The 23,874-nt window shown below is 58.5% G+C and carries 26 protein-coding genes, 4 tRNA genes and 1 pseudogene; 21 read left to right on the top strand and 10 right to left on the bottom strand.

Features of this window, described 5'->3' with window-relative positions; genetic code table 11:
• Window positions 1–3: 3 nt before the first annotated feature.
• From AFERRID_RS05590 to metX, 7 genes are all read right to left on the bottom strand, one after another.
• The gene (locus tag AFERRID_RS05590) at window positions 4–1,554 is read right to left on the bottom strand and encodes a SulP family inorganic anion transporter (RefSeq protein WP_113527378.1); all 1,551 of its coding nucleotides are present in this window, start codon (window positions 1,552–1,554) and stop codon (window positions 4–6) included.
• Between the two features lie 9 nt (window positions 1,555–1,563).
• Window positions 1,564–2,193, bottom strand: coding sequence for a carbonic anhydrase (locus tag AFERRID_RS05585; protein WP_113527379.1), 630 nt, complete (start codon window positions 2,191–2,193; stop codon window positions 1,564–1,566).
• A gap of 168 nt (window positions 2,194–2,361) precedes the next feature.
• A complete protein-coding gene (gene metE / locus AFERRID_RS05580) occupies window positions 2,362–4,716 on the bottom strand; it encodes a 5-methyltetrahydropteroyltriglutamate--homocysteine S-methyltransferase (protein WP_126604543.1) in 2,355 nt (784 codons plus the stop codon).
• Window positions 4,717–4,811: 95 nt separating this feature from the next.
• Complete coding sequence (ubiE, locus tag AFERRID_RS05575; RefSeq protein WP_126604542.1) at window positions 4,812–5,597, bottom strand: bifunctional demethylmenaquinone methyltransferase/2-methoxy-6-polyprenyl-1,4-benzoquinol methylase UbiE; 786 nt, start codon at window positions 5,595–5,597, stop codon at window positions 4,812–4,814.
• A gap of 47 nt (window positions 5,598–5,644) precedes the next feature.
• On the bottom strand, window positions 5,645–6,301 hold the full coding sequence (locus AFERRID_RS05570; protein WP_126604541.1) for a glutathione S-transferase family protein: 657 nt from the start codon (window positions 6,299–6,301) through the stop codon (window positions 5,645–5,647).
• 19 nt (window positions 6,302–6,320) lie between these two features.
• A complete protein-coding gene (metW, locus tag AFERRID_RS05565) occupies window positions 6,321–6,926 on the bottom strand; it encodes a methionine biosynthesis protein MetW (protein WP_113527383.1) in 606 nt (201 codons plus the stop codon).
• Entirely contained in the window at window positions 6,923–8,074 is a 1,152-nt protein-coding gene (metX, locus tag AFERRID_RS05560; protein WP_113527384.1) for a homoserine O-succinyltransferase MetX, read from the bottom strand. Before metX ends, metW begins: the two co-directional genes overlap by 4 nt.
• A gap of 191 nt (window positions 8,075–8,265) precedes the next feature.
• Here metX and AFERRID_RS05555 point away from each other — a divergent pair, with 191 nt between their 5' ends.
• The 10 genes and pseudogenes from AFERRID_RS05555 (at window position 8,266) to AFERRID_RS05510 (ending at window position 15,857) form a co-directional block, all read left to right on the top strand.
• Window positions 8,266–9,045, top strand: coding sequence for a hypothetical protein (locus AFERRID_RS05555; protein ID WP_225981909.1), 780 nt, complete (start codon window positions 8,266–8,268; stop codon window positions 9,043–9,045).
• A 132-nt stretch (window positions 9,046–9,177) separates the two neighbouring features.
• Window positions 9,178–10,421: pseudogene (gene glyA, locus AFERRID_RS05550) on the top strand (serine hydroxymethyltransferase).
• Between the two features lie 6 nt (window positions 10,422–10,427).
• A complete protein-coding gene (gene nrdR / locus AFERRID_RS05545) occupies window positions 10,428–10,919 on the top strand; it encodes a transcriptional regulator NrdR (protein WP_113527387.1) in 492 nt (163 codons plus the stop codon).
• On the top strand, window positions 10,909–12,009 hold the full coding sequence (gene ribD / locus AFERRID_RS05540; protein WP_113527388.1) for a bifunctional diaminohydroxyphosphoribosylaminopyrimidine deaminase/5-amino-6-(5-phosphoribosylamino)uracil reductase RibD: 1,101 nt from the start codon (window positions 10,909–10,911) through the stop codon (window positions 12,007–12,009). Before nrdR ends, ribD begins: the two co-directional genes overlap by 11 nt.
• A gap of 3 nt (window positions 12,010–12,012) precedes the next feature.
• On the top strand, window positions 12,013–12,669 hold the full coding sequence (locus AFERRID_RS05535; protein ID WP_113527389.1) for a riboflavin synthase: 657 nt from the start codon (window positions 12,013–12,015) through the stop codon (window positions 12,667–12,669).
• Window positions 12,666–13,799 (top strand): 3,4-dihydroxy-2-butanone-4-phosphate synthase, encoded by a 1,134-nt coding sequence (gene ribB, locus AFERRID_RS05530; protein ID WP_113527390.1) that lies wholly within the window; start codon window positions 12,666–12,668, stop codon window positions 13,797–13,799. The genes AFERRID_RS05535 and ribB overlap by 4 nt, the downstream gene beginning before the upstream one ends.
• A complete protein-coding gene (gene ribH / locus AFERRID_RS05525) occupies window positions 13,796–14,260 on the top strand; it encodes a 6,7-dimethyl-8-ribityllumazine synthase (RefSeq protein WP_113527391.1) in 465 nt (154 codons plus the stop codon). The genes ribB and ribH overlap by 4 nt, the downstream gene beginning before the upstream one ends.
• Window positions 14,261–14,270: 10 nt before the next feature.
• Window positions 14,271–14,714, top strand: a complete 444-nt coding sequence (nusB, locus tag AFERRID_RS05520; RefSeq protein ID WP_113527392.1) for a transcription antitermination factor NusB — start codon at window positions 14,271–14,273, stop codon at window positions 14,712–14,714.
• Window positions 14,715–14,839: 125 nt separating this feature from the next.
• The gene (locus tag AFERRID_RS05515) at window positions 14,840–15,127 is read left to right on the top strand and encodes a DUF2934 domain-containing protein (RefSeq protein ID WP_113527393.1); all 288 of its coding nucleotides are present in this window, start codon (window positions 14,840–14,842) and stop codon (window positions 15,125–15,127) included.
• Between the two features lie 157 nt (window positions 15,128–15,284).
• A complete protein-coding gene (locus AFERRID_RS05510) occupies window positions 15,285–15,857 on the top strand; it encodes a tetratricopeptide repeat protein (protein ID WP_113527394.1) in 573 nt (190 codons plus the stop codon).
• A 17-nt stretch (window positions 15,858–15,874) separates the two neighbouring features.
• Here the strand turns inward: AFERRID_RS05510 and AFERRID_RS05505 are convergent, their stop codons facing one another.
• The 3 genes from AFERRID_RS05505 to AFERRID_RS05495 form a co-directional block, all read right to left on the bottom strand.
• Window positions 15,875–16,228 (bottom strand): LapA family protein, encoded by a 354-nt coding sequence (locus AFERRID_RS05505; protein WP_113527395.1) that lies wholly within the window; start codon window positions 16,226–16,228, stop codon window positions 15,875–15,877.
• Window positions 16,229–16,282: 54 nt separating this feature from the next.
• Entirely contained in the window at window positions 16,283–17,965 is a 1,683-nt protein-coding gene (ubiB, locus tag AFERRID_RS05500) for a ubiquinone biosynthesis regulatory protein kinase UbiB (protein ID WP_113527396.1), read from the bottom strand.
• Window positions 17,966–18,064: 99 nt separating this feature from the next.
• A complete protein-coding gene (locus tag AFERRID_RS05495; protein WP_113527397.1) occupies window positions 18,065–18,718 on the bottom strand; it encodes an OmpA family protein in 654 nt (217 codons plus the stop codon).
• A gap of 216 nt (window positions 18,719–18,934) precedes the next feature.
• On the opposite strand from AFERRID_RS05495, the gene AFERRID_RS05490 reads away from it, so the two are divergent.
• The 11 genes from AFERRID_RS05490 to rplL all read left to right on the top strand — a co-directional run bounded on the left by AFERRID_RS05490 (window position 18,935) and on the right by rplL (window position 23,768).
• Window positions 18,935–19,019 (top strand) — tRNA-Tyr (locus tag AFERRID_RS05490).
• Between the two features lie 61 nt (window positions 19,020–19,080).
• A tRNA-Gly gene (locus AFERRID_RS05485) sits at window positions 19,081–19,154 on the top strand.
• Between the two features lie 8 nt (window positions 19,155–19,162).
• Window positions 19,163–19,238, top strand: a tRNA-Thr gene (locus AFERRID_RS05480).
• Between the two features lie 45 nt (window positions 19,239–19,283).
• Entirely contained in the window at window positions 19,284–20,474 is a 1,191-nt protein-coding gene (gene tuf / locus AFERRID_RS05475) for an elongation factor Tu (RefSeq protein ID WP_113527398.1), read from the top strand.
• A 52-nt stretch (window positions 20,475–20,526) separates the two neighbouring features.
• Window positions 20,527–20,602 (top strand) — tRNA-Trp (locus AFERRID_RS05470).
• A 22-nt stretch (window positions 20,603–20,624) separates the two neighbouring features.
• The gene (secE, locus tag AFERRID_RS05465) at window positions 20,625–20,975 is read left to right on the top strand and encodes a preprotein translocase subunit SecE (protein ID WP_113527662.1); all 351 of its coding nucleotides are present in this window, start codon (window positions 20,625–20,627) and stop codon (window positions 20,973–20,975) included.
• Window positions 20,976–21,509, top strand: coding sequence for a transcription termination/antitermination protein NusG (gene nusG, locus AFERRID_RS05460; protein ID WP_126604540.1), 534 nt, complete (start codon window positions 20,976–20,978; stop codon window positions 21,507–21,509). It abuts the gene before it with no gap.
• Window positions 21,510–21,562: 53 nt separating this feature from the next.
• A complete protein-coding gene (gene rplK / locus AFERRID_RS05455; RefSeq protein WP_012536080.1) occupies window positions 21,563–21,991 on the top strand; it encodes a 50S ribosomal protein L11 in 429 nt (142 codons plus the stop codon).
• Between the two features lie 3 nt (window positions 21,992–21,994).
• Window positions 21,995–22,687 (top strand): 50S ribosomal protein L1, encoded by a 693-nt coding sequence (gene rplA, locus AFERRID_RS05450; protein ID WP_012536081.1) that lies wholly within the window; start codon window positions 21,995–21,997, stop codon window positions 22,685–22,687.
• A gap of 143 nt (window positions 22,688–22,830) precedes the next feature.
• A complete protein-coding gene (gene rplJ / locus AFERRID_RS05445) occupies window positions 22,831–23,352 on the top strand; it encodes a 50S ribosomal protein L10 (protein WP_009568780.1) in 522 nt (173 codons plus the stop codon).
• 29 nt (window positions 23,353–23,381) lie between these two features.
• Window positions 23,382–23,768 (top strand): 50S ribosomal protein L7/L12, encoded by a 387-nt coding sequence (rplL, locus tag AFERRID_RS05440; protein ID WP_009568779.1) that lies wholly within the window; start codon window positions 23,382–23,384, stop codon window positions 23,766–23,768.
• Window positions 23,769–23,874: the final 106 nt, after the last annotated feature.

Below are 23,874 nucleotides of genomic sequence, written 5' to 3'. Positions count from 1 at the left end.
TCATTATACGGGGACCTTCAGCACCGGCGCATCAAAGCCCTGTTCCCGTAGGCGGATTTCACGCAAGGGCGCAGAGCGTTCAAAATCCCTGATCACTTCGAGGACATCGTGATCAATGAAACCCACATGTTCACCATCCAGTATGACCTCTGCGCCCTTTGGCAGTCGTTCCAGGATGTGGGAAAGTCGCGCCTTGTTGACAAATGTCACCTCCCGGTTCAAGGCAATTTTATAAGCGGGGCCCTCCCGGCCAATCTCTATGGCACTATGGTAATTGGCCTTGAGGACAAAGAACACCCCGGCCAGCAGGCCGATGATCACGCCGGTAATCAGGCTGGTGAATAAAATGGCAACGATGGTGATGAGGAAGGGTAAATACTGGGATTTATCCAGCTTGAACATTTTTTGGAAAATGTTTGGGTGGGCCAGCTTGAAGCCGACGAAAATCAGAATGGATGCCAAGGCAGCCAGCGGAATCTGGTTCAACAACGTCGCCAGAAACAGCACGGCGAGTAGCAGGAACAAGCCATGCAGAAAGGCACTTGCCTTGGTGCGGGCCCCGGCAGCCACGTTGGCCGTACTGCGCACGATAACCGCCGCCACAGGAAGCCCGCCGATCAGACCGCTGGCAATATTGGCCACACCTTGTCCGAGTAATTCGCGATCAAGGGGCGTACGTCGTTTGAATACATCCAGTTTGTCCGTTGCCTCGACGGATAACAGGCTCTCCAGACTGGTGATAAAGGTGAGGGCGATGGCGGTCACCCAGACGGCTTTCGATCCGATCATCCCCCAGTCCGGCATTTGCAGCATGCCCTGCAGATCCGCAACGGAGCGGATGATCGGCAGATTGACCAGGTTATGGCCGCTGACGGCCAGACCTGGAACGGCGTAGAGGAACAATGTGTTGAGCAGGGTGCCCAAGATCACCGCCATGAGTGGTCCCGACAGCCAGGTCTGTTTACGCAGTACCGCCACCTTGTCCCAAGTGATGAGAACCGAAAGGGCGAGTACGCTGACCAGCAGTGCGCCCCATTCCAGGTGGGCGAGGGCAGCGATGACACCAGTGAAGGTATTCTCGCCATGGGCGCTGATGAAATCCTGATTGCCAAATTCGCCCAGGTCAAAACCGATGGCATAAGGAAACTGTTTGAGGATGATGATGATACCGATCGCCGAAAGGATGCCCTGAATGACCGCGGAGGGGAAAAAATATGCGACGACGCCGGCACGGATGGCACCCAGAACGATCTGGATGCCCCCGGCAATGACTACCGCCAGCAGGAAGGCGGAGAAACTCGGCAAAGTCTGCATGGCCAGGAGCACCGTGGCGACGATGGCGGGCGTCGGACCGCTGACGGCCAGTTGCGAACGGCTGAACAAGGGGACCAGCAGGCCGCCCATAACGCCCGCAATCAGTCCGGCGATCATTGGTGTCCCTGACGCCAGAGCTACGCCGAGACAGAGCGGCATCGCTACCAGGGCGACGACCACGGCAGCGGGCACATCCGTGCGCAGATTTTTGAATGGCGAAAGATTGGCGCTGTTTTCCATATCGTGTCCTCAGGCCAACGGCTCGAACTGATGTTTCTCCGCACGATAGCTGAGGAGAGTGCCTTCTTCCATGTCGAAGTACCAGCCATGCAACTGCAACTCACCCCGCACCACGCGGCGGCGCACACTGTCGAAGGTCAGCAGGTTTTCAAGAGAAATCAGAATGCTGGCTTTTTCCAGTGCACGTGCCTGCTCTTCCGGGCTGGCATCGGCGTACTCCCGCAGCACGTCGGACCGGGCGTCTTTGGCAATCTCCACCCAGGGGCCGACATATTTGCCGTCGCTACCGTGAAGCAGCGCTTTTATGCCGCCGCAGTGTGAGTGGCCGTTGATGATGATATGTTCGACTTCCAGGCGGCTGACTGCGAATTCCACTGCAGCACTGGTACCGTGGAGATGGCCATCCTGCTCCGCCGGCGGCACGAGATTGGCGATATTGCGCACTACAAAAATGTCCCCGGGCTCGCTGCCGTAGAGGGCTGTGGGGGTGACCCGGGCATCGGAGCAACCCACCAGCATGACTTTCGGGCTTTGCCCATTATCCACGAGGGAATCGAAAAGGTCGGGGCGATCATCATAATAGGTACGGTGGAACGCCTTGAAGCCGTTGATCATGGCATCGGTCACGTCGTTTTTCATGGCTGTCACTCCCTCGTTATCGGTTGAAATTCAGACGTAAAGCGCCAGTTGGACCATGACGCCGACAACAAGGTTCAATAACCATATGCTTAGTTAATGATGGTCCGAAATGATTATAAAAAAGCCCTCGGAACAACGAGGGCTTCTTCACGGCTCCAGAGGTGGATGTCAACCGTGCCGGGCGCGAACCTGACGGGCTGCTTCGACCATATTCTCCAGTGCCGGGGTGACTTCCGCCCACTTGCGGGTTTTCAGACCACAGTCGGGATTGATCCAGAGACGTTCGGCGGGAACCACTTTAACTGCCTTCTCCATCAGACCCACCATCTCTTCGACGCTGGGGACGCGCGGGGAGTGGATGTCGTAGACGCCCGGTCCGATTTCGTTGGGGTAGTTGAAGGTTGCGAAGGCGTCCAGCAGCTCCATCTGCGAGCGGGAAGTCTCGATGGTGATGACATCGGCATCCATGGCCGCAATGGCGGGCAGAATGTCGTTGAACTCCGAGTAACACATGTGTGTGTGAATCTGGACATCATCGGGGGCGACCTGCGCCGAAATCCGGAAGGCGCGGGAGGCCCACTCGAGGTAGTGACCCCAATCCTTGCGCTTGAGGGGCAAACCCTCACGGTAGGCCGGTTCGTCGATCTGGATGATGCCGATGCCTGCGTCGATCAGGTCCTTGACCTCATCACGGATGGCCAGGGCGATCTGTAGTGCAGTACGTTCCCGGGGTTGGTCATCGCGGACGAAAGACCATTGCAGAATGGTCACCGGACCCGTGAGCATGCCCTTCATGGGCCGCTGGGTGAGAGACTGGGCGTACTTGCTCCAGGCTACCGTCATCGGAGTGGGACGGGAGACGTCGCCGAAAATCAGCGGCGGTTTGACGTAGCGTGAACCATAGCTCTGTACCCAGCCATGACGGGTAAAGGCGAAACCGGCGAGCTGCTCACCAAAGTATTCCACCATGTCATTGCGTTCCGGCTCACCGTGGACGGGTACGTCGATGCCCAGACGTTCCTGTTCCTTCACCACCAGGGCGATTTCTGCTTCCATGGCTTTCTGGTAATCAGCGTTGCTCAACTCACCCTTGCGATTCTGCAGGCGGGCTTTACGGATCTCGGGAGTCTGCGGGAAGCTGCCGATGCTGGTGGTGGGGAAGGCAGGCAGTTTGAAACGGGCGCGCTGCGCGGCTTCGCGGGTGGGGAAAGGGCTCTTGCGCCGACCATCATCCTGACCCAGTCCCTCCAGACGCTGGGCGACCGCCGGGTTGTGAATGCGTGGCGAGCTTTTGCGTGAGGCGGCGGCTGCGCGGGCGGCGGCCAGTTCCTGTGCCACCGACTCGACGCCTTCATTCAGCGCGCGTCCGATGATGGCGACTTCGTCCAGTTTCTGTACCGAGAAGGACAGCCAGGACTTGAGTTCGGCGTCCAGCTCGGTCTCCTGCTCCAAGTCTACCGGAGTGTGCAGCAGGCTGCAGGACGGTGCCACCCAGAGGCGATCACCGAGTTGTTTGTGAGCGGGTTGCAGCAGTTCCAGAGCAGCGTCCAGATCGGCGCGCCAGACGTTACGGCCATCGACGACGCCAAGGGAGAGTACCTTGTCGGCGGGATAGTCGCTGAGGAAACTGTTCAATTGCTGCGGCGCACGGCGCAGATCCAAGTGTACGCCGGCCACCGGCAGCGCCTTCAGTGCTTTGGCATGGTCGGCGACGGAGTCAAAATAGGTCGCCAGCAGCACCTTGGGCGTCTTGTGACTGTGCAGTGCCTGGTATGCGGATTCCAGCGCCTTGACCCATTCCTGGGGGAGATCGAGGGCGAGGGCAGGTTCGTCGATCTGTACCCATTCGACACCCATTTCCGCCAGACGCGCGAGTATCTCGGCATAAACCGGCAGGACCTTGGACAGCAGGGTCAACCGGTCAAAACAAGCGGTCCCGATCGGGGCGCCATGGCCATGACAGGCGCTGTCATCGTGATGATGTTGCGCTTCATGGTGTGCTTCTGCTTTCAGGTCCTTTTCCTTGCCCAGCCACAGATAGGTGATGGGGCCGACCAGTACGGGTTTGGCCTTGAGACCCAAGGACTGCACCTCTTTCACCTGATCAAACAGACGCTCGCTGCTGAGGCGGAAATCCATCCCCTCGTGGAACTCGGGGACGATGAAATGATAGTTGGCATCGAACCACTTGGTCATTTCCATGGCTGGCTGGGTGGCGGAGCCGCGGGCCATGGCGAAGAAGGTGTCCAGACCGACCTGACCGCCGGCGAAGCCGTAACGGGGCGGAATGGCACCAAGGGTGCAGCTCATGTCGAGCATGTGGTCGTAAAGGCTGAAATCACCGACGGGTACCAGATCCATGCCGCAGGTCTGTTGAATCCGCCAGTGACGGTCACGTAACTGGGCAGCGCGGGACTGCAACTCCTGCTCGTCAATTTCCCTGGACCAGAAGCTTTCCAGCGCCTTCTTCAGCTCGCGCTTGTGGCCGATACGGGGAAAACCGAGACTGTGGACCGATGTCATGGGCATTACTCCTCTGCGAAAATTGCCGCCATCATGCCCTGCCATGTCGGTGGGCTCAAGAGGGAATTTTTAGGCGTGGTGATGAAAAGCATTCATTAGTCCATCCGGAACCCGCGATGCAGTGCGACAATCCCGCCGGAGAGGTTGAATACCTCCACCCGCTCCAACCCGGCATCTTCCATCATTATTTTGAAGGTTTCCTGATCGGGGAAGCGGCGGATGGATTCCACCAGATACTGGTAGCTCTCACGGTCTTTGGCCACCAGTTCGCCAATTCGCGGCAATAACTTGAAGGAGTACATATCATATACGGTCTGCAAACCGGGCCAGCGTGGATGGGAGAATTCGAGGATCAATACCCGCCCACCGGTTTTCAGCACCCGATGAATTTCTTTCAGCGCCCTTTCCGGGTGGGTCATATTGCGAATACCGAAAGCCAGGGTGACCAGATCGAATTCGCGGTCAGGGAAAGGCAGATCCTCGGCGTTGGCCTCGACAAACTCCACTCCCGCGATGATGCCTTTGTCAGCCAGCCGACTTTCCCCCACCGCCAGCATCTCGGGATTGATGTCCGAGACCACGATGGAGCCGTTGGGCCGCACCCGCGGATAAATGGCGGCCGCCAGATCGCCCGTACCACCCGCCAGATCCAGTACCCGCTGCCCCGGCCGGGGCCGGGCGAGATCTACGGTAAAGCGTTTCCACAAACGGTGGACCCCGAGGGACATGAGATCGTTCATCAGGTCATATTTGCTGGCGACGTTGCTGAAAACCCCCCTGACGAGTTGCTCCTTCTCCGTCTCGGGTACCTCCTGGTAGCCGAAGTGGGTGGTCGGCACCAGTGCCTGACTCTGTTCCCCATTTTCGTGATGTGCGCTCATATGGTCTACTCCCCTGTTCTTTATCGGATTTGTGGTGCGGCGTTGGTTCAGGCAGTACGCAAAAACAGACTGCCTCTCTCACTAATATAGTTGCGCAGACGATCGGGGAAGTCCGCAGTTACCGATCCCGCCACTTCCGGCAGCTCCATGAGCAACGCCGTCAAACGTCGCAGTTTGCCCAAGGATTCCCAGCGCGGCAATGGGCGCAGGGTATGGAGGATTTCCATGCGCATGAACAGGGGAGCCAATGCGGCGTCTATCAGACTGAAGTCATCGCCAGCAAAGAATGCGCCGTTTCCCATGGCTTTATCCAGTCGCTCCAGTTTATCAAAAAGCTGACGACTGGCGGCGGTAAAACGCTCTTCTCCCTGAGCGACCATCATCTGCATCTGATCGCCCAGTATTTCGCTGCCGAAGGCAATCCAGGCGCGGTGCTGCGCCCGCTCCAGCGGGTCGGCAGGATGCAGCGCGGGGGCGATGGTTTCGTCCAGATATTCATTGATGACCTGCGAATCGAAAAGAACGGTGTGTTCATCGATCTTCAGGCAGGGGACTTTGCCCAGGGGCGACAGGGCCAGAAACCACTCCGGCTTATGCGCCAGATCAATGTGGGTGAGGGTGAAGCCCACCTGCTTGTGGAGCAGGGTGATGACGGAGCGCTGCACGTAAGGGCAGAGGGGAAAGCTGATGAGTTCTAGTCGCATGGCGTTCTCCTGCAGCGGGTCAGTGCACCTTCAGGGCGCAACGATAGAGGGCGACCTCGCCGAAAAGATTGGGCAACAGGCGGTTGCGCCAGGTCTCGCGACGCAGATCGTTCAGCACGACCCGCTGATGGACGGCAATCCCGTTATCATGGCACAGCGACTCGAAATCGCGGATCGTACACAGATGGATATTCGGCGTATCGTACCACGTATGGGGCAAAACATCCGTCATGGGCATGCGGCCACGGATACCCAGTTGCCAGCGCGCGTGCCAGTGCCCCATGTTGGGAAAAGTGACGATGACCTCGCGTCCCACCCGCAGCATCTCCAGCAGCAGTTCGCGCGGGTAGGTTGTAGCTTGCAGGGTCAGGGAAAGGACTACCGTATCGACGCTTTGATCGGCAAAATTACGCAAACCTTGATCGAGATCCTGCTGAATCACCGGTATGCCGCGGCGTATGGCCGCCACCACCCTCGCCTCCTCGATTTCCACGCCATAGCCCTGCACCCCTTTTTCGGCGCGCAGGTAAGCCAACAGTTCGCCTTCCCCGCAACCCAGATCGAGGATACGGCTCCGGGGGGCAATCCAGTCGGCGATGATCGCCAGGTCCTTACGCAGGGTCATGCGCCGACCTCTTCAGCAACCCGCCCCAGATAGGTGCCCAGCACTGCCACGTATTGGGGGATGGGCATCAGGAAAGAATCGTGACCATGCTCTGCCTCGATCTCCGCATAACTGACGTCCCGGTTACAGGTATACAGGGCTTGCACGATTTCGCGGGAGCGTTCCGGAGAGAAGCGCCAGTCCGAGCTGAAGGAAATCACCAGAAAGTTTGCCCGAGTGGAGGCAAAGGCCTCGGCCAGATTGCCCCCCCAGGCGCTGGCCGGATCAAAATAGTCCAAGGCCTTGGTGATATAAAGGTAGCTGTTGGCATCAAAGCGCTCCACAAAGCTGGAGCCCTGATAACGCAGATAACTCTCCACTTCAAAATCCACGTCGAAGCCGAAGGAGAAAGCCTTGCCGCCCCGGGTGTCGCGGCCGAATTTGGTACGCATGGCGTTGTCGGAGAGATAGGTGATATGGCCGATCATGCGTGCCAGCGACAGGCCGCGACGCGGTTTGGTGTTGTGCGCATAATAACGGCCGTTATAAAAGTCCGGATCCGTCATGATGGCTTGCCGGCAAACCTCGTTGAAGGCGATGTTCTGGGCGGTGAGCTTGGGTGCGGCGGCGATGACCACAGCATGCCGCAGGCGCTCCGGATAATCCATGCTCCACTGCATCACCTGCATGCCGCCAAGGCTGCCTCCCACAACCGCCGCCCACTGTTCAATGCCCAGATAGTCTGCCAGTTCGGCCTGGGTTTTCACCCAGTCGCGCACGGTGACCATGGGAAAATCCAATCCCCAGGGTGCACCGGTTTCCGGGTTGGTACTGGCTGGGCCGGTGGACCCCTTGCAGGAGCCGATGAAGTTGGCGCAGACAAAGAAAAACCGCTCCGTATCCATGGCCTTTCTCGGTCCCAGCAAGTGTTCCCACCAGCCGGGTTTGCGATCGTCCATGCTGTGATAGCCCGCTGCGTGGTGGTCGCCGGAAAGGGCATGGCAGAGCAGGATGGCGTTGCTCCGCTGCGCATTGAGTGTGCCGTAGGTCTCGTAGGCGAGGGTGTAGCCGGGCAGCCAGCGCCCGCACTCCAGCTCCAGAGGTGCCGAAAAGGTCACAGTCTGCGGGGTCACCAGTCCAACGGAATCGACGGGTATCTCTACTGGCATTATGCACTTCGATTTATAGGGAGAGCTGAAAGAGTCTAATCGCGCCGGCCCCCAGCTACAAGACGTGCCGGACAGATCCTGGTGCAGGTGTTTTGTCATGACCCGCATTCTTGGCTACACTGATCCCTGTTGTACCGGCCTGGTACAGGAATTGCGCGCAGGCCGTTTGTCCTTAGTCCGGGAGCAGCGCTTTGGCTTGGAATTGGTTGAATCGAATGATGACCTGGGTGGAAGGTGGAGCCGAGTTGGTAGCGGTGCGCCCCAAGCCATGGCTTGCCTTCGCCGCCGGGGCCCTGATCTTCGCCGCCATTCCCTTTCCGGGTTGGCTTATGGACGCGCTGGCACCGCTTGGATTGCTGGTCGGTCTGCGCATCGCCGGCCGCAGTGAGGGAGAGGAATACACCCCGCAGCAAACCCGGCACGCACTCCATGTGGCCGTTTTATGGGGCATGGTATTCGCGATATTCGGGATGATCTTCGAGTTCGGCCAGGATACGGTAGTGATGGGGGCCATCCTCGCCGGAATTCAGATGCCCTGGAATGACGGGTCTGGCTTGGGGCAGGGGTTCTGGGGCTGGTGGTTCGCATTCGGCGAGCGCTTCTCCAATCTGGCGCTCATGCCCTACTTCTGGTTCTCTCCCGCCTTTTTTGGTATCGCCCTTGCACTGCATAAAGGGCATGGCTGGCTGGAATCAGAGGTAGAAACCACGCTGACCCTGATTTTCCGGCCGGAGTTGCGCGACCCCCTGATTGCCCTGTGGGCCGCCATTCTGATCAGCAATGTGCTGATGCCCGCATTCTCTCAGCTTTGGCTCGGACTAGTGGTCTGGGTGCTTGGGCCACCGGTCATTTATGTGGCTTATCAGGATATTTTTGCGGACAAACAGCGGCCACGCCGTGGCAAGAAAGAAAAGGCGGCACCAAAGTTCGTTTTGCAGGGCCATCCCCAGCCGGTGCGTATCAAGATCTGAGCCGGCGCATGTCCAGGCGCTGGCGCCGGATGAAAGAGATTCATGGGTTATGCCAATTTTTCACCCTTGCTGTGACCGTGTGCATCCATTAGTGTTTACGCCTGCTTTTTCTGAAGCCCAAGGAGTTTCGCCATGTTTTCCAAGACCCTGACCATCGCTGATTTTGACCCCGTGCTTTGGGATGCCATGCGCAAAGAAACCCGGCGTCAGGAGGATCATGTCGAGCTCATCGCTTCCGAGAACTATGCCAGCCCCATGGTAATGGCCGCGCAGGGCTCGGTGCTGACCAACAAATACGCAGAAGGCTATCCTGGTAAACGCTACTATGGCGGTTGCGAGTACGTAGATATCGCCGAGCAGCTCGCCATGGACCGTGCGCTGGAGCTTTTTGGCGCCGAACATGCCAATGTCCAGGCGCACTCCGGCTCGCAGGCCAATCAGGCTGTTTACTTGTCCGTGCTCCAGCCCGGTGACAAGATCATGGGCATGAGCCTTGCTCATGGCGGCCACCTGACCCACGGCGCCAAAGTGAACGTGTCCGGCAAGCTTTTTCAGGTGGCGGCTTATGGCGTGCGCGCGGAAGACGGCCGCATCGATTATGACGCCATGGCGGAGCAGGCGGAGCGGGAACGCCCGAAGATGATCGTCGCCGGTGCCAGTGCCTACTCTCGCGTCATCGACTTCGCCCGCATCGGCGAGATTGCCCGCAGCATCGGCGCCTATCTGCTGGTGGACATGGCGCACATCGCCGGCCTTGTGGCCACGGGCCTGCACCCCAGCCCCGTGCCCCATGCGGATTTTGTCACCACCACCACCCACAAAACCCTGCGCGGTCCTCGCGGCGGATTGATCCTCTGCCGGGAGCAATATGGCAAAAAAGTGAACTCCCTGATCTTCCCCGGCTTACAGGGGGGGCCGCTGATGCATGTCATCGCTGCCAAGGCCGTCGCCTTCCGTGAAGCGCTGCGGCCGGAGTTCAAGTCCTATCAGCAGCAGGTCATTCATAACGCGCAAACCTTGAGCAAGGTGTTGGCGGGGCGTGGTTATGGCGCGGTTTCGGGTGGTACCGACAACCATCTCTTCTTGCTGAACCTGGGCGAGAAGGTCACGGGTAAGGAGGCGGAAGAGGCACTGGGACAGGCCAATATCACCGTCAACAAGAATGCCGTGCCCTTCGATATCCGCCCCCGGCGGTTACCAGCGGCATCCGGATTGGTACGCCGGCCGCTACCACGCGAGGTTTTGGCGAGGCCGAAATGCATCGCCTGGGCAACGGCATTGCGGATGTCCTGGATGCGAGCAGCGATGCTGCGGTCATTGAGCGGGTCCGTGCAGATATGGAGGCCCTCTGCCATCAGTTCCCGGTGTACGGCTGAGTATTCATGCATTGTCCGTTCTGTGCCTACGCCGATACCCGCGTGGTGGATTCCCGCCTCGCGGATGACGGTGGAAGTGTACGGCGGCGGCGCGAATGTCCTGAGTGCGGGCAACGCTTCACCACCTTTGAACGGGCAGAGCTGGCGTTGCCCATGGTCGTCAAGACCGATGGACGACGCGAATCCTTCAGCGAAGACAAACTCCAGCGGGGTCTGACCCGGGCATTGAGCAAGAGGCCGGTAGCCACTGCGCGGGTGGATGCCGCCGTGCGGATGATCCAGCGCCGTATCCGCGAACGCGGTGAGCGGGAGATCCCGGCGCGCCTCATCGGCGAACTGGTGATGGAGGCTTTGCGTGACCTCGATCCTGTCGCCTATGTGCGTTTTGCCTCTGTTTACAGGCGCTTTGAGGACGTCGATGCGTTCAGCGTGGAGATTGCGCGGATGAAGGAGGCGGAGGTCCCCGGCGGGGGAGACGATCCGAATCGTGGCGACTGAGCAGGATCTTGCCTTCATGGCTGAGGCTCTGGTGCTTGCGAAGCAGGGCCAGTACAGCGCGCACCCCAATCCCTGTGTTGGTGCTGTTCTGGTCAAAGACGGACGCGTCATCGGGCGGGGCGCTCATCTGCAGGCCGGTGAGGCGCATGCGGAGGTTCTTGCGCTGAAGGAGGCGGGTGCTGCTGCGCGCGGCGCTACGGCTTATGTGACTCTGGAGCCTTGCAGTCACTATGGCCGTACGCCGCCCTGTGCGGATGCGCTGATTGCCGCGGGTATCGCGCGGGTGGTGATTGCCATGCGCGACCCTAACCCTCTAGTGGCGGGGCGCGGCGTGGAACGTTTGCGCGCCGCCGGCGTGGTGGCCGAGGAGGGCTGCCTGGAAGCGGCGGCAGAAGCCCTGAATCCTGGATTTCTGCGCCGGATGCGCCATGGCCGCCCCTGGATGCGGCTCAAGCAGGCCATGAGTCTGGACGGCCGGGTGGCGCTTGCCAACGGACAAAGCCAATGGCTGACGGGCGAGGCGGCGCGTGCGGATGTGCAGCAGGAGCGCGCACGGGCCAGTGCCATCCTTGTCGGCATCGGCACGGTGCTGGCCGACAATCCGCGCCTGGCACCACGCCTGGAAACTCCCCTGCGGCGCTATCCGGTGAAAGTCATCGTGGACAGCCATCTGCGCACGCCGCCGGATGCGGCGCTTTTTGGTACACCTGGTGCGGTATGGATTTTCCACCGGCAGGATGCTCCCGTTGCCGCCCGGGCGGCGCTGTGCGCTGCCGGTGCGGAGTTGCTGATCTGTGGCAGCACGGTACAGGGACTGGACTGGCAGGAAGTGACGGGCATGCTGACCGAGCGGCAGATCAACGAGGTGCTGGTCGAAGCGGGGCCTGGCGTCGCTGCCTCCCTGTTCGCGGCTGGTCTGATCGACGAATGGCTGCTTTATGTGGCACCGCTGCTGCTCGGGCAGGATGCGCGGCCGGTGCTTGCTACCGGCCCCTATTCGGATCTCGCGGAGGTGCCGCGCTGGTCGGTGATCCAAAGCTCCCGATTGGGCAACGATATCAAGTGGACATTGCGTCCACAGGAGCGATAGGCGATGTTTACTGGCATTATTCAGGCATTGGGGCAGATCCGCGGGATGCAGCCCCAGAGCGGCGACCTACGGCTGACCGTCGCTGCCGGGAACCTTGATCTTAGTGATGTCCAGTTGGGCGACAGTATTGCGGTTTCCGGCGCCTGCCTGACGGTGGTGGAAGTCCAGCGCGACGCCTTCGCCGTCGATGTCTCCCGCGAAACCCTCGATAAAACCATTCTTGGACGTCTTCAGGTGGGCAGTCCGGTCAATCTGGAAAAAGCTCTGCGACTGGCAGATCGCCTGGGAGGGCATCTGGTCGCTGGCCATGTGGATGGTGTCGGACAGGTTCGCGAAGTGAGCGCCTCGGGACGCTCGCAGGTATTTGCCATCGCCGCACCTCCGGACCTGCTACGCTATGTTGCCGCCAAAGGCAGCGTCTGCGTGGACGGCATCAGCCTGACCGTCAACGCGCTCCGAGGCGACCTGTTCATGCTCAATCTCATCCCCCACACCTTGGCACAGACGACAGCCGCGCAGTGGCGGCCGGGGCAGTCCGTCAATCTGGAGGTGGACCTCATTGCGCGCTATCTGGAACGCTGGGTGGCCACAGGCCCCGGGTCCGGGTTAAAATCAACAGTCGATCGCGATTCACTCGCCGCAAAAGGGTTTCCGGTATGAGCAGTGCCAGTATAAGTTCCGCAGAGGAGATCATCGCCGACATCGCTGCCGGCCGAATGGTGATTCTGATGGACGACGAGGGGCGTGAAAACGAAGGTGACCTGATCATGGCGGCGGAGTTTGTGACACCCGCCGCCATCAACTTCATGGTTTCGCAGGGACGTGGTCTGGTGTGCCTGCCGCTTACCCGTGAGCGTTGCGAGCGATTGCGTCTCCCGCAGATGGTAGGGCATAACACTGCCAACCTCAGCACCGCGTTCACGGTCTCGATTGAGGCCGCCCGCGGTGTCACCACCGGCATTTCCGCCGCCGACCGCGCGGCGACGGTTCAGGCTGCCATTGCCGATGACGCCGGCCCTGAGGACATCGTGATGCCCGGTCACATTTTCCCCCTGGCCGCAGAACCCGGGGGCGTACTCGTTCGCGCCGGTCATACCGAAGCAGCGGTCGACCTTGCGCGACTGGCTGGCTGCAAACCCGCTGGCGTCATCTGCGAAATTCTCAATGCCGACGGCGAAATGGCGCGTTTGCCCGACCTGCTCCCCTATGCTGCGGACCATGGCCTCAAAATTGGCACCATTGCCGACCTGATCCGCTATCGCCTGGAACGGGAGCGGATCGTACAGCGGGAGGCGAGTGGCCCGTGGCATACCCCATATGGCGACTTCGAACTCCACGTTTATCGTGACTGGGTCGCCCGTGAAACGCATTTTGCCCTGGTTCTTGGCGACCTGGAAGCGCATGATGAACCCGTACTGGTACGGGTACAGGTTGGCAAAACGCTGAATGATCTCTTCGCCGGTGAAGCCAGCCCGAATGTCATCGCCTTGCGGCGGATTGCTGCAGAAGGTCGTGGCGTACTGGTCTATCTCCACCATCAGGAGAGTGTCGAAGAACTCCTGCGCGAGATTGCCGCATTGCCTGAAAAGCCCAAGGGGCCTGGTCAGGCAGGCGACGCCGGACGAGTTCTGCGCACCTTTGGTATCGGTGCCCAGATTCTCTCTGATCTGGGGGTGCATCAGGCGGTGGTCCTCAGCGACAGTCAGTTTCAATACCGTGGTATCGGCGGCTTCGGTCTGGAGATCGTCGGCCAGCGTCCCTTTCTGGAAGTCCCCGAGGATGAGTCATGATTCGTCATATCGAAGGCAGTCTGCAGGCCGGTGAGCATCGCTTTGCCCTGTTGGTCAGCCGTTTCAACAGCTTTATCACCCAGCAGCTGGAGCAGGGTGCCATCGATGCGTTGCGCCGTCACGGTGCAAAAGAAGAACAGCTTCATGTCGTTCATGTCCCGGGTGCTTATGAGATGCCGCTGATCGCACAGAAGCTGGCGCGTAGCGGTAATTATGACGCCGTGCTTTGTCTGGGGGCAGTGATCCGCGGCAGTACCCCACATTTTGATTATGTCGCGGCCGAAGTGTCCAAGGGGGTGGCCCAGGTATCCTTGGACACGGGAGTGCCGGTGATTTTTGGGGTGCTGACCACGGACAGCATTGAGCAGGCCATCGAGCGCGCCGGAACCAAAGCAGGCAACAAGGGCTTCGATGCTGCCATGACTGCGCTGGAAATGGTGCAGTTGTTGCGTCAGATCTGAACAGCACTCGATGAAAATCAGTCGCCGTCGTCTGGCGCGTCAAGCTGCTGTTCAGGCCCTCTACCAGTGGCAGATGAACCCGGGCCATTGTGCGGAGATCGAGTTGCAATTTACCTCCGATCCGGAGCGCCTGCAGGGCGCCGATGTCGCTTTCTTTAAAAGCCTCTGGCAAGGAGTCTGTGCCGCAACCTCCGAGCTGGACCCGGCCATCGCCGAGGAAGTGCAGGACCGTCGCTGGGCCGACGAGGTCAGCGAAGTCGAACGGGCGATCCTGCGTCTGGCGGCCTACGAATTGCGGGACTATCCGCAAACGCCATACCGGGTGATCATCAATGAAGCCATAGAACTGGATAAGGACTTTGGTGGTGAGCAAGGCCATCGCTTCGTCAACGCCGTCCTGGATAAACTCGCGCAGAGGTGGCGGGCTGCGGAGATGTTGCAGACCGGTCGCTGATGACACGATGATGGTCTTCATTCTATTCCACAAAATGGAAAGACGTCTTGCCCGGACTTTGAAAACGCTGCCGCCATGTGCTATCTCTTATAAAGCGGTTTTTCATGTCGTTCAGGAGAGTAGTCATGGCGGAAGAGCAACCTAAAAAACGGGTCACAAAGCCCAAGGAAGTTTCAGCGGATCCCAAGGTGGCGCCGACGCCTCGCGCAACGGCGCGGAGTGCGGTCGTCGTGCCCAAGAAGCCCCGGGCTGCCGGACGTCCAAAGTCTCCGCAGGTCTCTGCTGCGGATCGCCAGCGCATGATTGCGGAACGTGCCTACTATCTTGCCGAGGCGCGCGGTTTTGCGGGAGGCGACTGTCAGGCGGACTGGTACGCGGCGGAGTCTTGGATCGACGCTCATCTGTCTGCTTGACGCGTCTGATTTGCGGCGCCTGCGCGGGGAGAGACGCGCAGGCTGTGGCCAGTCGGCAATTCCCGTTTGGCATGGCCTGAAAAACTTCTGGTTATCCGTGAGGTTTTTGGTGTAACCTCGCTATCTGTAAGGTGTGGGCAATCAGCTAGGAGTTTCTATGCGCAATGATCACGATTTCAGTAAACGATTCCTTCCTGCTGTCTGTGGGGCAGTATTTTTGGCGCTTTCTGCGCCCTGGGCCGGTGCGCATACCGCAAGCGGTGTAGCCCCGGAAGATGTGGCTGCCGCCCACTCTGCGGATCTCACCACGGCCAGGCTCGAGAATACGATAGGTACTCGTTGTGCCTTGGGTGACGGAGTTCCGCAAAATTATAGCTTGGCTGCACATTGGTTCAATAAGGCTGCCCTCCATGGTTACGCCAAAGCGGAATACAACCTTGGCATGCAGTATTATTTTGGCCAGGGCGTGAACAAGGATGAAGCCAAAGCAGCTTACTGGTGGGAGAAGGCGGCAGCGCAGGGTATTCCCGCCGCTCAGTACAACCTGGGCAATCTCTATTTCCTGGGGCAGGGGGTGCCGCAGGACTATGGCAAGGCCGGCCTCTGGTGGCGCAAAGCAGCGGCGCTTGGCAACGTACAAGCCAGCCGTAACCTGGCGACTTTAGCGCAAGTACACCCAGAGTACCGGGAGGTGGCTGCTGTTAGGGAAAAGACGGTAGCTGCACCATGACGCGCGACTGATCACCTTCAGTCCGCGCTTCTCCCAGTGTTGCCGGTCGCCGTGTTGTTGCCTTTCTGGACGCGCATGGCGGCTGCATGTTCCTTTTCGAAGTACTCCCGCTTGCCGCGTTCCGCGTTGAGCTGCCCTTCAAGATCGGTCTCGCGTCGTTCATGGCGGCGGATCTTCAGCTTGTTACGGATATGTGTGGGTAGGTAAATCAACATACTCGCAATAAAACCGGCGACAAAACCACTAAGCAGGACCACCCCCTGGGATTGTGCAAACGTCCACGAGAAGAAATGAATGGTGGCGGGTGCTCCGTTCTGAACCGCGAAAATGACAGCCAGCGCCGCTATCAAAAATGAAACGACCATCCACATGACACCCTCCTTTCCCTAGCTCGGTGTATCTGTTGTAACGGACCCCCGCCTACCTTAGTCGCGACGGACAAATATGCTGCGTACCCATCTGGTCCCTGCCCAGAGCGCCATCGGCAGGATAATCAGCCAGGCCCACACCGGCAAATGAAGTACCGGGCTATCCAGCCGGTGCTCCAGCGCCGCAATAATACCCAAGCCTACCACAATAAACGTGCCGCCTACGCTATAGGTAAGTTTTTGCAAACCATTATGCAGTTCCTGCCGAATACCCTGGATGTCGTTGCTACGGATCACCAAGGGTAGTTCACCCTGCTGGGTCTGGCGCAAGATGTTATGAAGGAGCACCGGTATTTCCGGAAGAACCAAACCCCACTGGGGAAAGTATCGTTTCAGCTCGGACCACCAACCCTGCGGACCGCGCTGACGGCTGAGCCATTCTGTCAGAAGCGGCGTAGCCACTTCCCAGATATTGAGTGCCGGGTTGAAATCACGGGCGATGCCCTCGACGTTGACCAGCGTTTTTTGGAGCAGCAGGAGTTGTGGCTGGGTTTGCATATGAAAGGCGCGCGTAGTCTGAAAGAGCCGCAGCAACAGGCTGGCAACGGATATTTCATTCAGCGGTTTTTCGAACACCGGCTCCGCAATGGCACGGATGGCGGTTTCAAAATCCTGCACATTGGTATCCGCTGGGACCCATCCGGCTTCCACATGCGCTTCTGCCACGCGCCGGTAGTCGCGTCGGAAAAACGCAACCATATTTTCTGCAAGGTAATGCTGGCTTGCATCATCCAAGCTGCCCATGATGCCAAAATCCACTGCGATGAAGCGCCCGTTCTTCGGGTCGATGAAAATATTGCCGGGATGCATGTCCGCGTGAAAATATGCGTCACGAAAGACCTGCCGGAAAAAGATTTCCGCAGCGCGCCGCGAGAGCTGATCAAAATCGATGCCGGCATCATGAAGTGCCTCACGCTGACCGATGGGGATACCATAAATGCGCTCCATCACCAGTACCGGAGACGCGCAATAGTCCCAGTATATTTCCGGCACATAGAGCAGTTCCGGTTCTGCGGTAAAATTACGTCGCAACTGACTGGCGTTGGCCGCTTCACGTAGCAGATCCAGTTCCCCGCGAATGACTTTCGCGTATTCTGCGACAACGGCGCGCACCCTCAGGCGCCGGCCTTCCTGAGAGTAGCGCTCCGCGAGATCAGCGAGCAGCGCAAGGATGGCCAGATCCTGTTCGATGATCCATTGCAAGCCCGGCCGTCTGACCTTGATCGCGACCTCGCGGCCATCCAGCAATTGCCCGAAGTGCACTTGGGCAATGGACGCCGCTGCGGCAGGCTGATCATCAAACCGGGAGAAGATCGCATCCAGCGTTTTGCCAAGCGCTGCCTCGATGATCTGCCGGGCAACATTGGAGGGGAAAGGGGGTACTGCGTCCTGGAGTTTCGCAAGCTCATGAGTAATGTGGTCGGGAAGTAAATCCCGGCGGGTTGAAAGCATCTGTCCTAGTTTGATAAAGGTGGGGCCCAGTGTTTCCAAGGCCTCGCGCAGGCGTTCGGCAAAGGAGCCCTGGGGACGCGGCGCCAGCCATGTCATGGGGTTTAGGCGCAACACGGCCTGATATGGTTTTAACAAAGGAAGAAAATACAGCACTTCGTCCAGGCGGTAACGCACCAGAACGCGGGTGATTTGCAGTGTTCGCACAAAACGAAGGAAGGACTGTCGCATGGCGTTTAGTCTATCACGGAAACGATGCCATGCGCCGCCATGGCCGCCGCAAAAAAAGCGGGCCTTGGCTGGCCCGCATCTGCAATATTTGGAAGGAGATTAACGAACGGTCTTCTGAACCTTGATGCTGGAATTGATTTCCACGCGCTGATTCAGGAAGCGGCCTTGGGGGGTAGCGTTCGTGGCGACCGGATTGTCGTAGGAGTGACCCTTCAGTACCATACGATCACTCGCCACCCCGTGATGGGCCAGGTACTGTGCGACACTCTGGGCACGCAGCTTGGACAGCTTGAGATTGTAGGCGTAGGTGCCCACCTTACTGCAATATCCATTGACGTCGAGTACGGCCTCGGGATGATTTTTGGCAAAACTCGCCACTTCGTCCAGTACCCGGATGTCATGATCCAGCAGCTTGTACGAATCGAACTTGAAGTTGATACCGGTGATGGTGATCGGCTTGCTCACCAGGATCGTCTGCTCCACAGGCGCGATGGGGGCAGGTACAGGGGCCGGAGGCGGTGTCGGCGCAGCTGCCACGGCGACCGGCGCGGGCGCACAATAGGCGGGTACTGGACCATCCGTTACCGGACGCCCGCCACGCACGCAGATACCCCGACTGGTGACAACAGGCTTGGCGCCGTGGTTGACTGCATAACCCACATAGCCACCGTCCGCATAGGCTGCGCTGGCGAAAAGCCCCCCGCTGATGGCAACCAGCAGTGTGATACCTTTGATTCCTTTAATATGTTCCATTATCAAAACCCTCCTCTCTCAAGCCCTGGCGAAGCTGCCCGGCAAAAAACCTGCACTATTCTTTTACAGGATGTTGTAAATGGGCAACGATGTCAAGGCGCTGAAAGCGCAGAATACGCATCATTCGTCAAGTTGATGTGCGTTCCGGAAGTTTCCGGACGCCCGGCACCGCTTGACAAAGAAATACCCAGGCCGCACAATGCGCCGCTAATCGTGGGAGGGGTTCCCGAGCGGTCAAAGGGATCAGACTGTAAATCTGACGGCTCTGCCTTCGGAGGTTCGAATCCTCCCCCCTCCACCAAGCTTTTATTTTTATGGCATTCTGCCTAGAGCGGGCGCCAGTATGGCAGGTTTTGATTTGTGCGGGTGTAGTTCAATGGTAGAACCTCAGCCTTCCAAGCTGATGGTGTGGGTTCGATTCCCATCACCCGCTCCAGTGTCCATGCCCACATAGCTCAGTCGGTAGAGCACTTCCTTGGTAAGGAAGAGGTCACCGGTTCGAATCCGGTTGTGGGCTCCATATTTTCGGGTCTTTCTTGGGTCTGGTATTCTTGGGGAGTGTCTGATGTCCAAAGGGAAATTTGAGCGGACGAAGCCGCATGTCAACGTGGGAACGATTGGTCACGTGGACCATGGCAAGACCACATTAACGGCGGCGCTGACGAAGGTGTTGTCGGCGAAGTTTGGCGGAGAGATTCGCGCCTATGATCAGATAGACAATGCGCCGGAAGAGCGGGCGCGAGGGATCACGATAGCGACCTCGCACGTGGAATACGAGACCGCGAATCGTCACTATGCCCATGTAGACTGTCCGGGTCATGCGGATTATGTGAAGAACATGATCACCGGGGCGGCGCAGATGGACGGCGCGATCCTGGTGTGTTCGGCAGCGGACGGCCCGATGCCCCAGACCCGTGAACATATTTTGCTTGCCCGTCAGGTGGGCGTTCCCTATATCGTCGTGTTTCTGAACAAGGCGGACATGGTGGATGACGCCGAGCTGCTGGAATTAGTGGAAATGGAAGTGCGTGAACTGCTGTCCAAGTACGAGTTCCCCGGTGATGACATCCCGGTGATTATCGGCTCGGCGCTGAAGGCCCTGGAAGGGGATCAGAGCGACATCGGGGAGCCTGCGATTTTCCGTTTGGCGGATGCCATGGACAGCTACATCCCGATGCCCGAGCGTCCCATAGACAAACCCTTCCTGATGCCGATAGAAGACGTATTTTCGATTTCGGGTCGTGGCACCGTGGTGACCGGGCGTATTGAGCGTGGTGTGGTGAAGATTGGCGATGAAATCGAGATTATCGGCATTCACAACACCGCCAAGAGCATTGTCACCGGCGTAGAGATGTTCCGCAAGATTCTGGATCAGGGGCAGGCCGGAGACAATGTCGGGGTACTGCTGCGCGGCACGAAGAAAGATGACGTAGAGCGTGGTCAGGTACTGGCCAAGCCTGGCAGCATCAAACCGCATACGCGTTTTGAAGCGGAAGTATATGTGTTGTCGAAAGAGGAAGGTGGTCGACACACGCCGTTTTTCAACGGGTACCGCCCGCAGTTTTACTTTCGTACGACGGACGTAACGGGTGCGGTGGAATTACCGGAAGGTGTGGAGATGGTGATGCCGGGAGACAACATATTGTTCAAGGTTGCGTTGATTGCGCCGATTGCGATGGAGGAAGGTCTGCGTTTCGCGGTACGCGAAGGCGGTCGTACCGTTGGCGCCGGCGTCGTCTCCAAGGTGGTCGAATAAGTTTTCATGTTGTAGTGTTGAACGGCGGCATTGTCCGCCGTTTGCCGTCTGCAGGGCAGTAGCTCAATTGGTAGAGCAGCGGTCTCCAAAACCGCAGGTTGGGGGTTCGAGCCCCTCCTGCCCTGCCATTATTAAAAAGGTGTGGTGTTCATGTCGGAAAAAGTGAAGCTCTATTTTGCGGCAGGATTCGCTGCCCTCGGGGTATTCGCCTATTTCCTCATCCCCATCCACTTCGGTACGTATTACCCTGGTGCGGCGCTGATTCTGGCTTTGTTGATTGCTACCGGTCTTTTCGCTTCCAGCAACAACGGCAAGGCGCTCCTGATCTTTTTTCGGGAAGCATACGTGGAGTTGCTGAAGGTGGTTTGGCCGACGCGCCCCGAGGTCTTGCGCAGTACGGCCATCATTATTGGCTTGATCGTGGTAATTGCCATCTTCCTTTGGCTGGTGGATATGGCACTCCTTGGGATCGTGCGCCTGCTACTCGGAGGAGTCGCGTAAATGTCTATGCGTTGGTATGTGGTTCATGCGTTCTCGGGCTTCGAGAAAAAGGTGCAGGGCGAGATCCGCGAGCGTGCCAATCGGGAGGGGCTTGCCGACAAGTTTGGTGATATCCTCGTTCCCGTCGAAGAAGTGGTGGAAATGCGGGGCGGTCAAAAAACGAGCTCGCAACGAATGTTTTACCCCGGTTATGTCTTGGTGCAGATGGAAATGGACGACGTGACTTGGCACCTCGTCAAGAGCACACCACGGGTCACCGGATTTGTCGGCGGCTCTGTAGGGCGCCCCCATCCGCTGAGCGACGCAGAGACCAACGCCATCATGGACCGCATCAAGGAAGGCGTTGAGAAACCGCGTCCGAAATTCAGTTTTGACGCAGGTGAGCAGGTGCGTGTCGTAGATGGCCCGTTCAAGGATTTCAACGGCGTCGTCGAGGAAGTCAATTTCGAAAAGAGCAAGTTACGAGTTTCGGTGACCATCTTTGGTCGCTCCACGCCCGTAGAATTGGATTTTGGCCAGGTCGAGAAGGCCTGATCGTTTTCAACAGAGGGAGCCTGACAGCGTTCGCACCTCGCAGGAGTTAAATTATGGCAAAGAAAATAACGGGATATATCAAGCTGCAGGTAAAGGCTGCGCAAGCCAATCCAAGCCCGCCTATCGGCCCGGCTTTGGGTCAGCGTGGATTGAACATCATGGAGTTCTGCAAGGCGTTCAATGCCCAGACCCAGGGTGTTGAACCGGGTTTGCCGTTACCCGTGGTCATTACTGTTTTTGCAGATAAAAGCTTCACTTTCGAGGTGAAAACGCCACCAGCAGCGGTGCTGCTGATGAAGGCTGCGGGCCTGCCAAAGGGCAGCGGGCGTCCCAATACGGTAAAGGTTGGTAAGGTTTCGGAAGCGCAGATCGAAGATATCGCCAAAACGAAAATGCCGGATCTCAATACGCAGGATATCGAGTCGGCAAAGCGCAGCGTGCGTGGTACTGCCCGCAGTATGGGCCTGACGGTGGAGGGCTGAAATATGGCGACGAAATCCAAGCGCACACTTGCCATCAGGGCGATGGTGGATCGGAATAACCGTTACGCGATCGAGGAAGCCCTCGAGCTCGTCAAGAAGATGGCCACGACCAAGTTCGACGAGTCGGTGGATGTGGCGGTAGGTCTGGGTATTGATCCGCGCAAATCGGACCAGGTGGTGCGTGGTGCGGTAGTGCTTCCCCATGGCACCGGTAAGCAAATGCGGGTGGCCGTTTTTGCCACCGCCGATAAAGCGACCGAAGCGCGTGAAGCCGGTGCCGATATTGTCGGCATGGAGGATCTTGCGGAGTTGGTAAAGGCTGGGCAGATGGACTTTGACGTGGTCATTGCTACGCCGGATGCCATGCGTGTGGTGGGCACCCTGGGTCCCGTACTGGGTCCCCGTGGTTTGATGCCGAACCCCAAAGTCGGAACGGTGACTGCAGATGTTCGTACTGCCGTAATCAATGCCAAGGGTGGACAGGTGCGTTATCGCGCCGACAAAGGCGGTATCGTGCACAGTACCATCGGCAAGTCTTCCTTTGAGGTGAAGGCGTTGCAGGAAAACCTGCTGGTGCTGATCGACAGCTTGCGTAAAGCCAAACCGGCCACCAGTAAAGGTATATATATCCGTAAGGTGAACCTCTCTCCGACCATGGGTCCTGGCGTTGCCGTGGATCTGAGTGGTCTCGGCTAAAGATTTCCGTTTCCGGGCGGGAAGGTCGGCGTAAGCCGGCGTACAAAGACCGCAGGGGGCGTAAGCCTTAATGATTTTCCCTGCGTAGGCGACGGCGCGCCAGATCTTCTGGCCGCCTCGGTTAGATAGGAGGTGACATTCACGTGAGTCTCAAACTCGCAGAAAAGGAACAGGTCGTTGCCACCTTGCAGACCAGACTCACTAGGGCGCAAGCCACAGTGGTAGCGGAGTATCGCGGTTTGACGGTGGCGCAGATGACTGTTTTCCGGGCAGAAGCACAAAAGCAGTCGGTGCATGTGCAGGTTGTGAAGAACACGCTGTTGAAGCGCGCCCTCGCGGGAACGCCATTCGCAGTGATGGACCATCTGCTGAAAGGCCCTCTGGTATTCGCGGCAGCAGAAGACCCTGTTGCCCTGGCGAAGCTCTTCACTGACCATGCAAAGCGTTTGGAAAAACTGGTCATTATCGGTGGTGTGCTCAGTGGTAAGCAGATCGATGCGGCGGCAATCGCGCAATTGAGCAAAATGCCCTCACGCGAAGAATTGCTGGCCAAATTGCTCGGCACCATGCAGGCCCCGGTTGCCGGCTTTGTTCGCACCCTTAACGAGGTCCCGAGCCGTTTCGTCAGGACCTTGGCGGCAGTTCGCGATCAGCGCGCTGCTTAAAATCAACTTGAACTGAAGGAGTTAGTAAAATGGCATTGTCCAAAGCGGAAATTTTAGACGCTATTGCGGGTATGACGGTCCTCGAGCTGTCTGAACTCATCAAGGAAATGGAAGAGAAGTTCGGCGTATCTGCAGCGGCCGTCGCGGTCGCAGCACCTGCCGGTGGCGCGGCGGCTGGCGAAGGTGCGGCTGCTGTGGAGGAACAGACCGAATTTGACGTGATCCTCACCGCCGCCGGTGCCAACAAGGTGAATACCATCAAGGTGGTTCGGGCCATCACCGGTCTTGGCCTGAAGGAAGCGAAGGATCTGGTTGACGGTGCGCCGAAGCCTGTGAAGGAAGGCGTAGCCAAGGCCGAAGCCGAAAGTGTCAAGGCGCAGCTCGTCGAGGCCGGTGCCGAGGCGGAGATCAAGTAATCTATAGTTGATGTAGTAACCCTTATCGGCTGGCCGCGTAAAGCGCTGCCAGCCCCTCATTGTTTGCGGAAAGCAGCTTTAACCGCTGATCCCTGAACCATGCAGT

Source organism: Acidithiobacillus ferridurans (assembly GCF_003966655.1).
In the GTDB taxonomy this organism is placed as follows: domain Bacteria; phylum Pseudomonadota; class Gammaproteobacteria; order Acidithiobacillales; family Acidithiobacillaceae; genus Acidithiobacillus; species Acidithiobacillus ferridurans.
The sequence above is the reverse complement of the archived record's forward strand: the minus strand, read 5'-3'. Positions and strand labels throughout refer to the sequence as shown.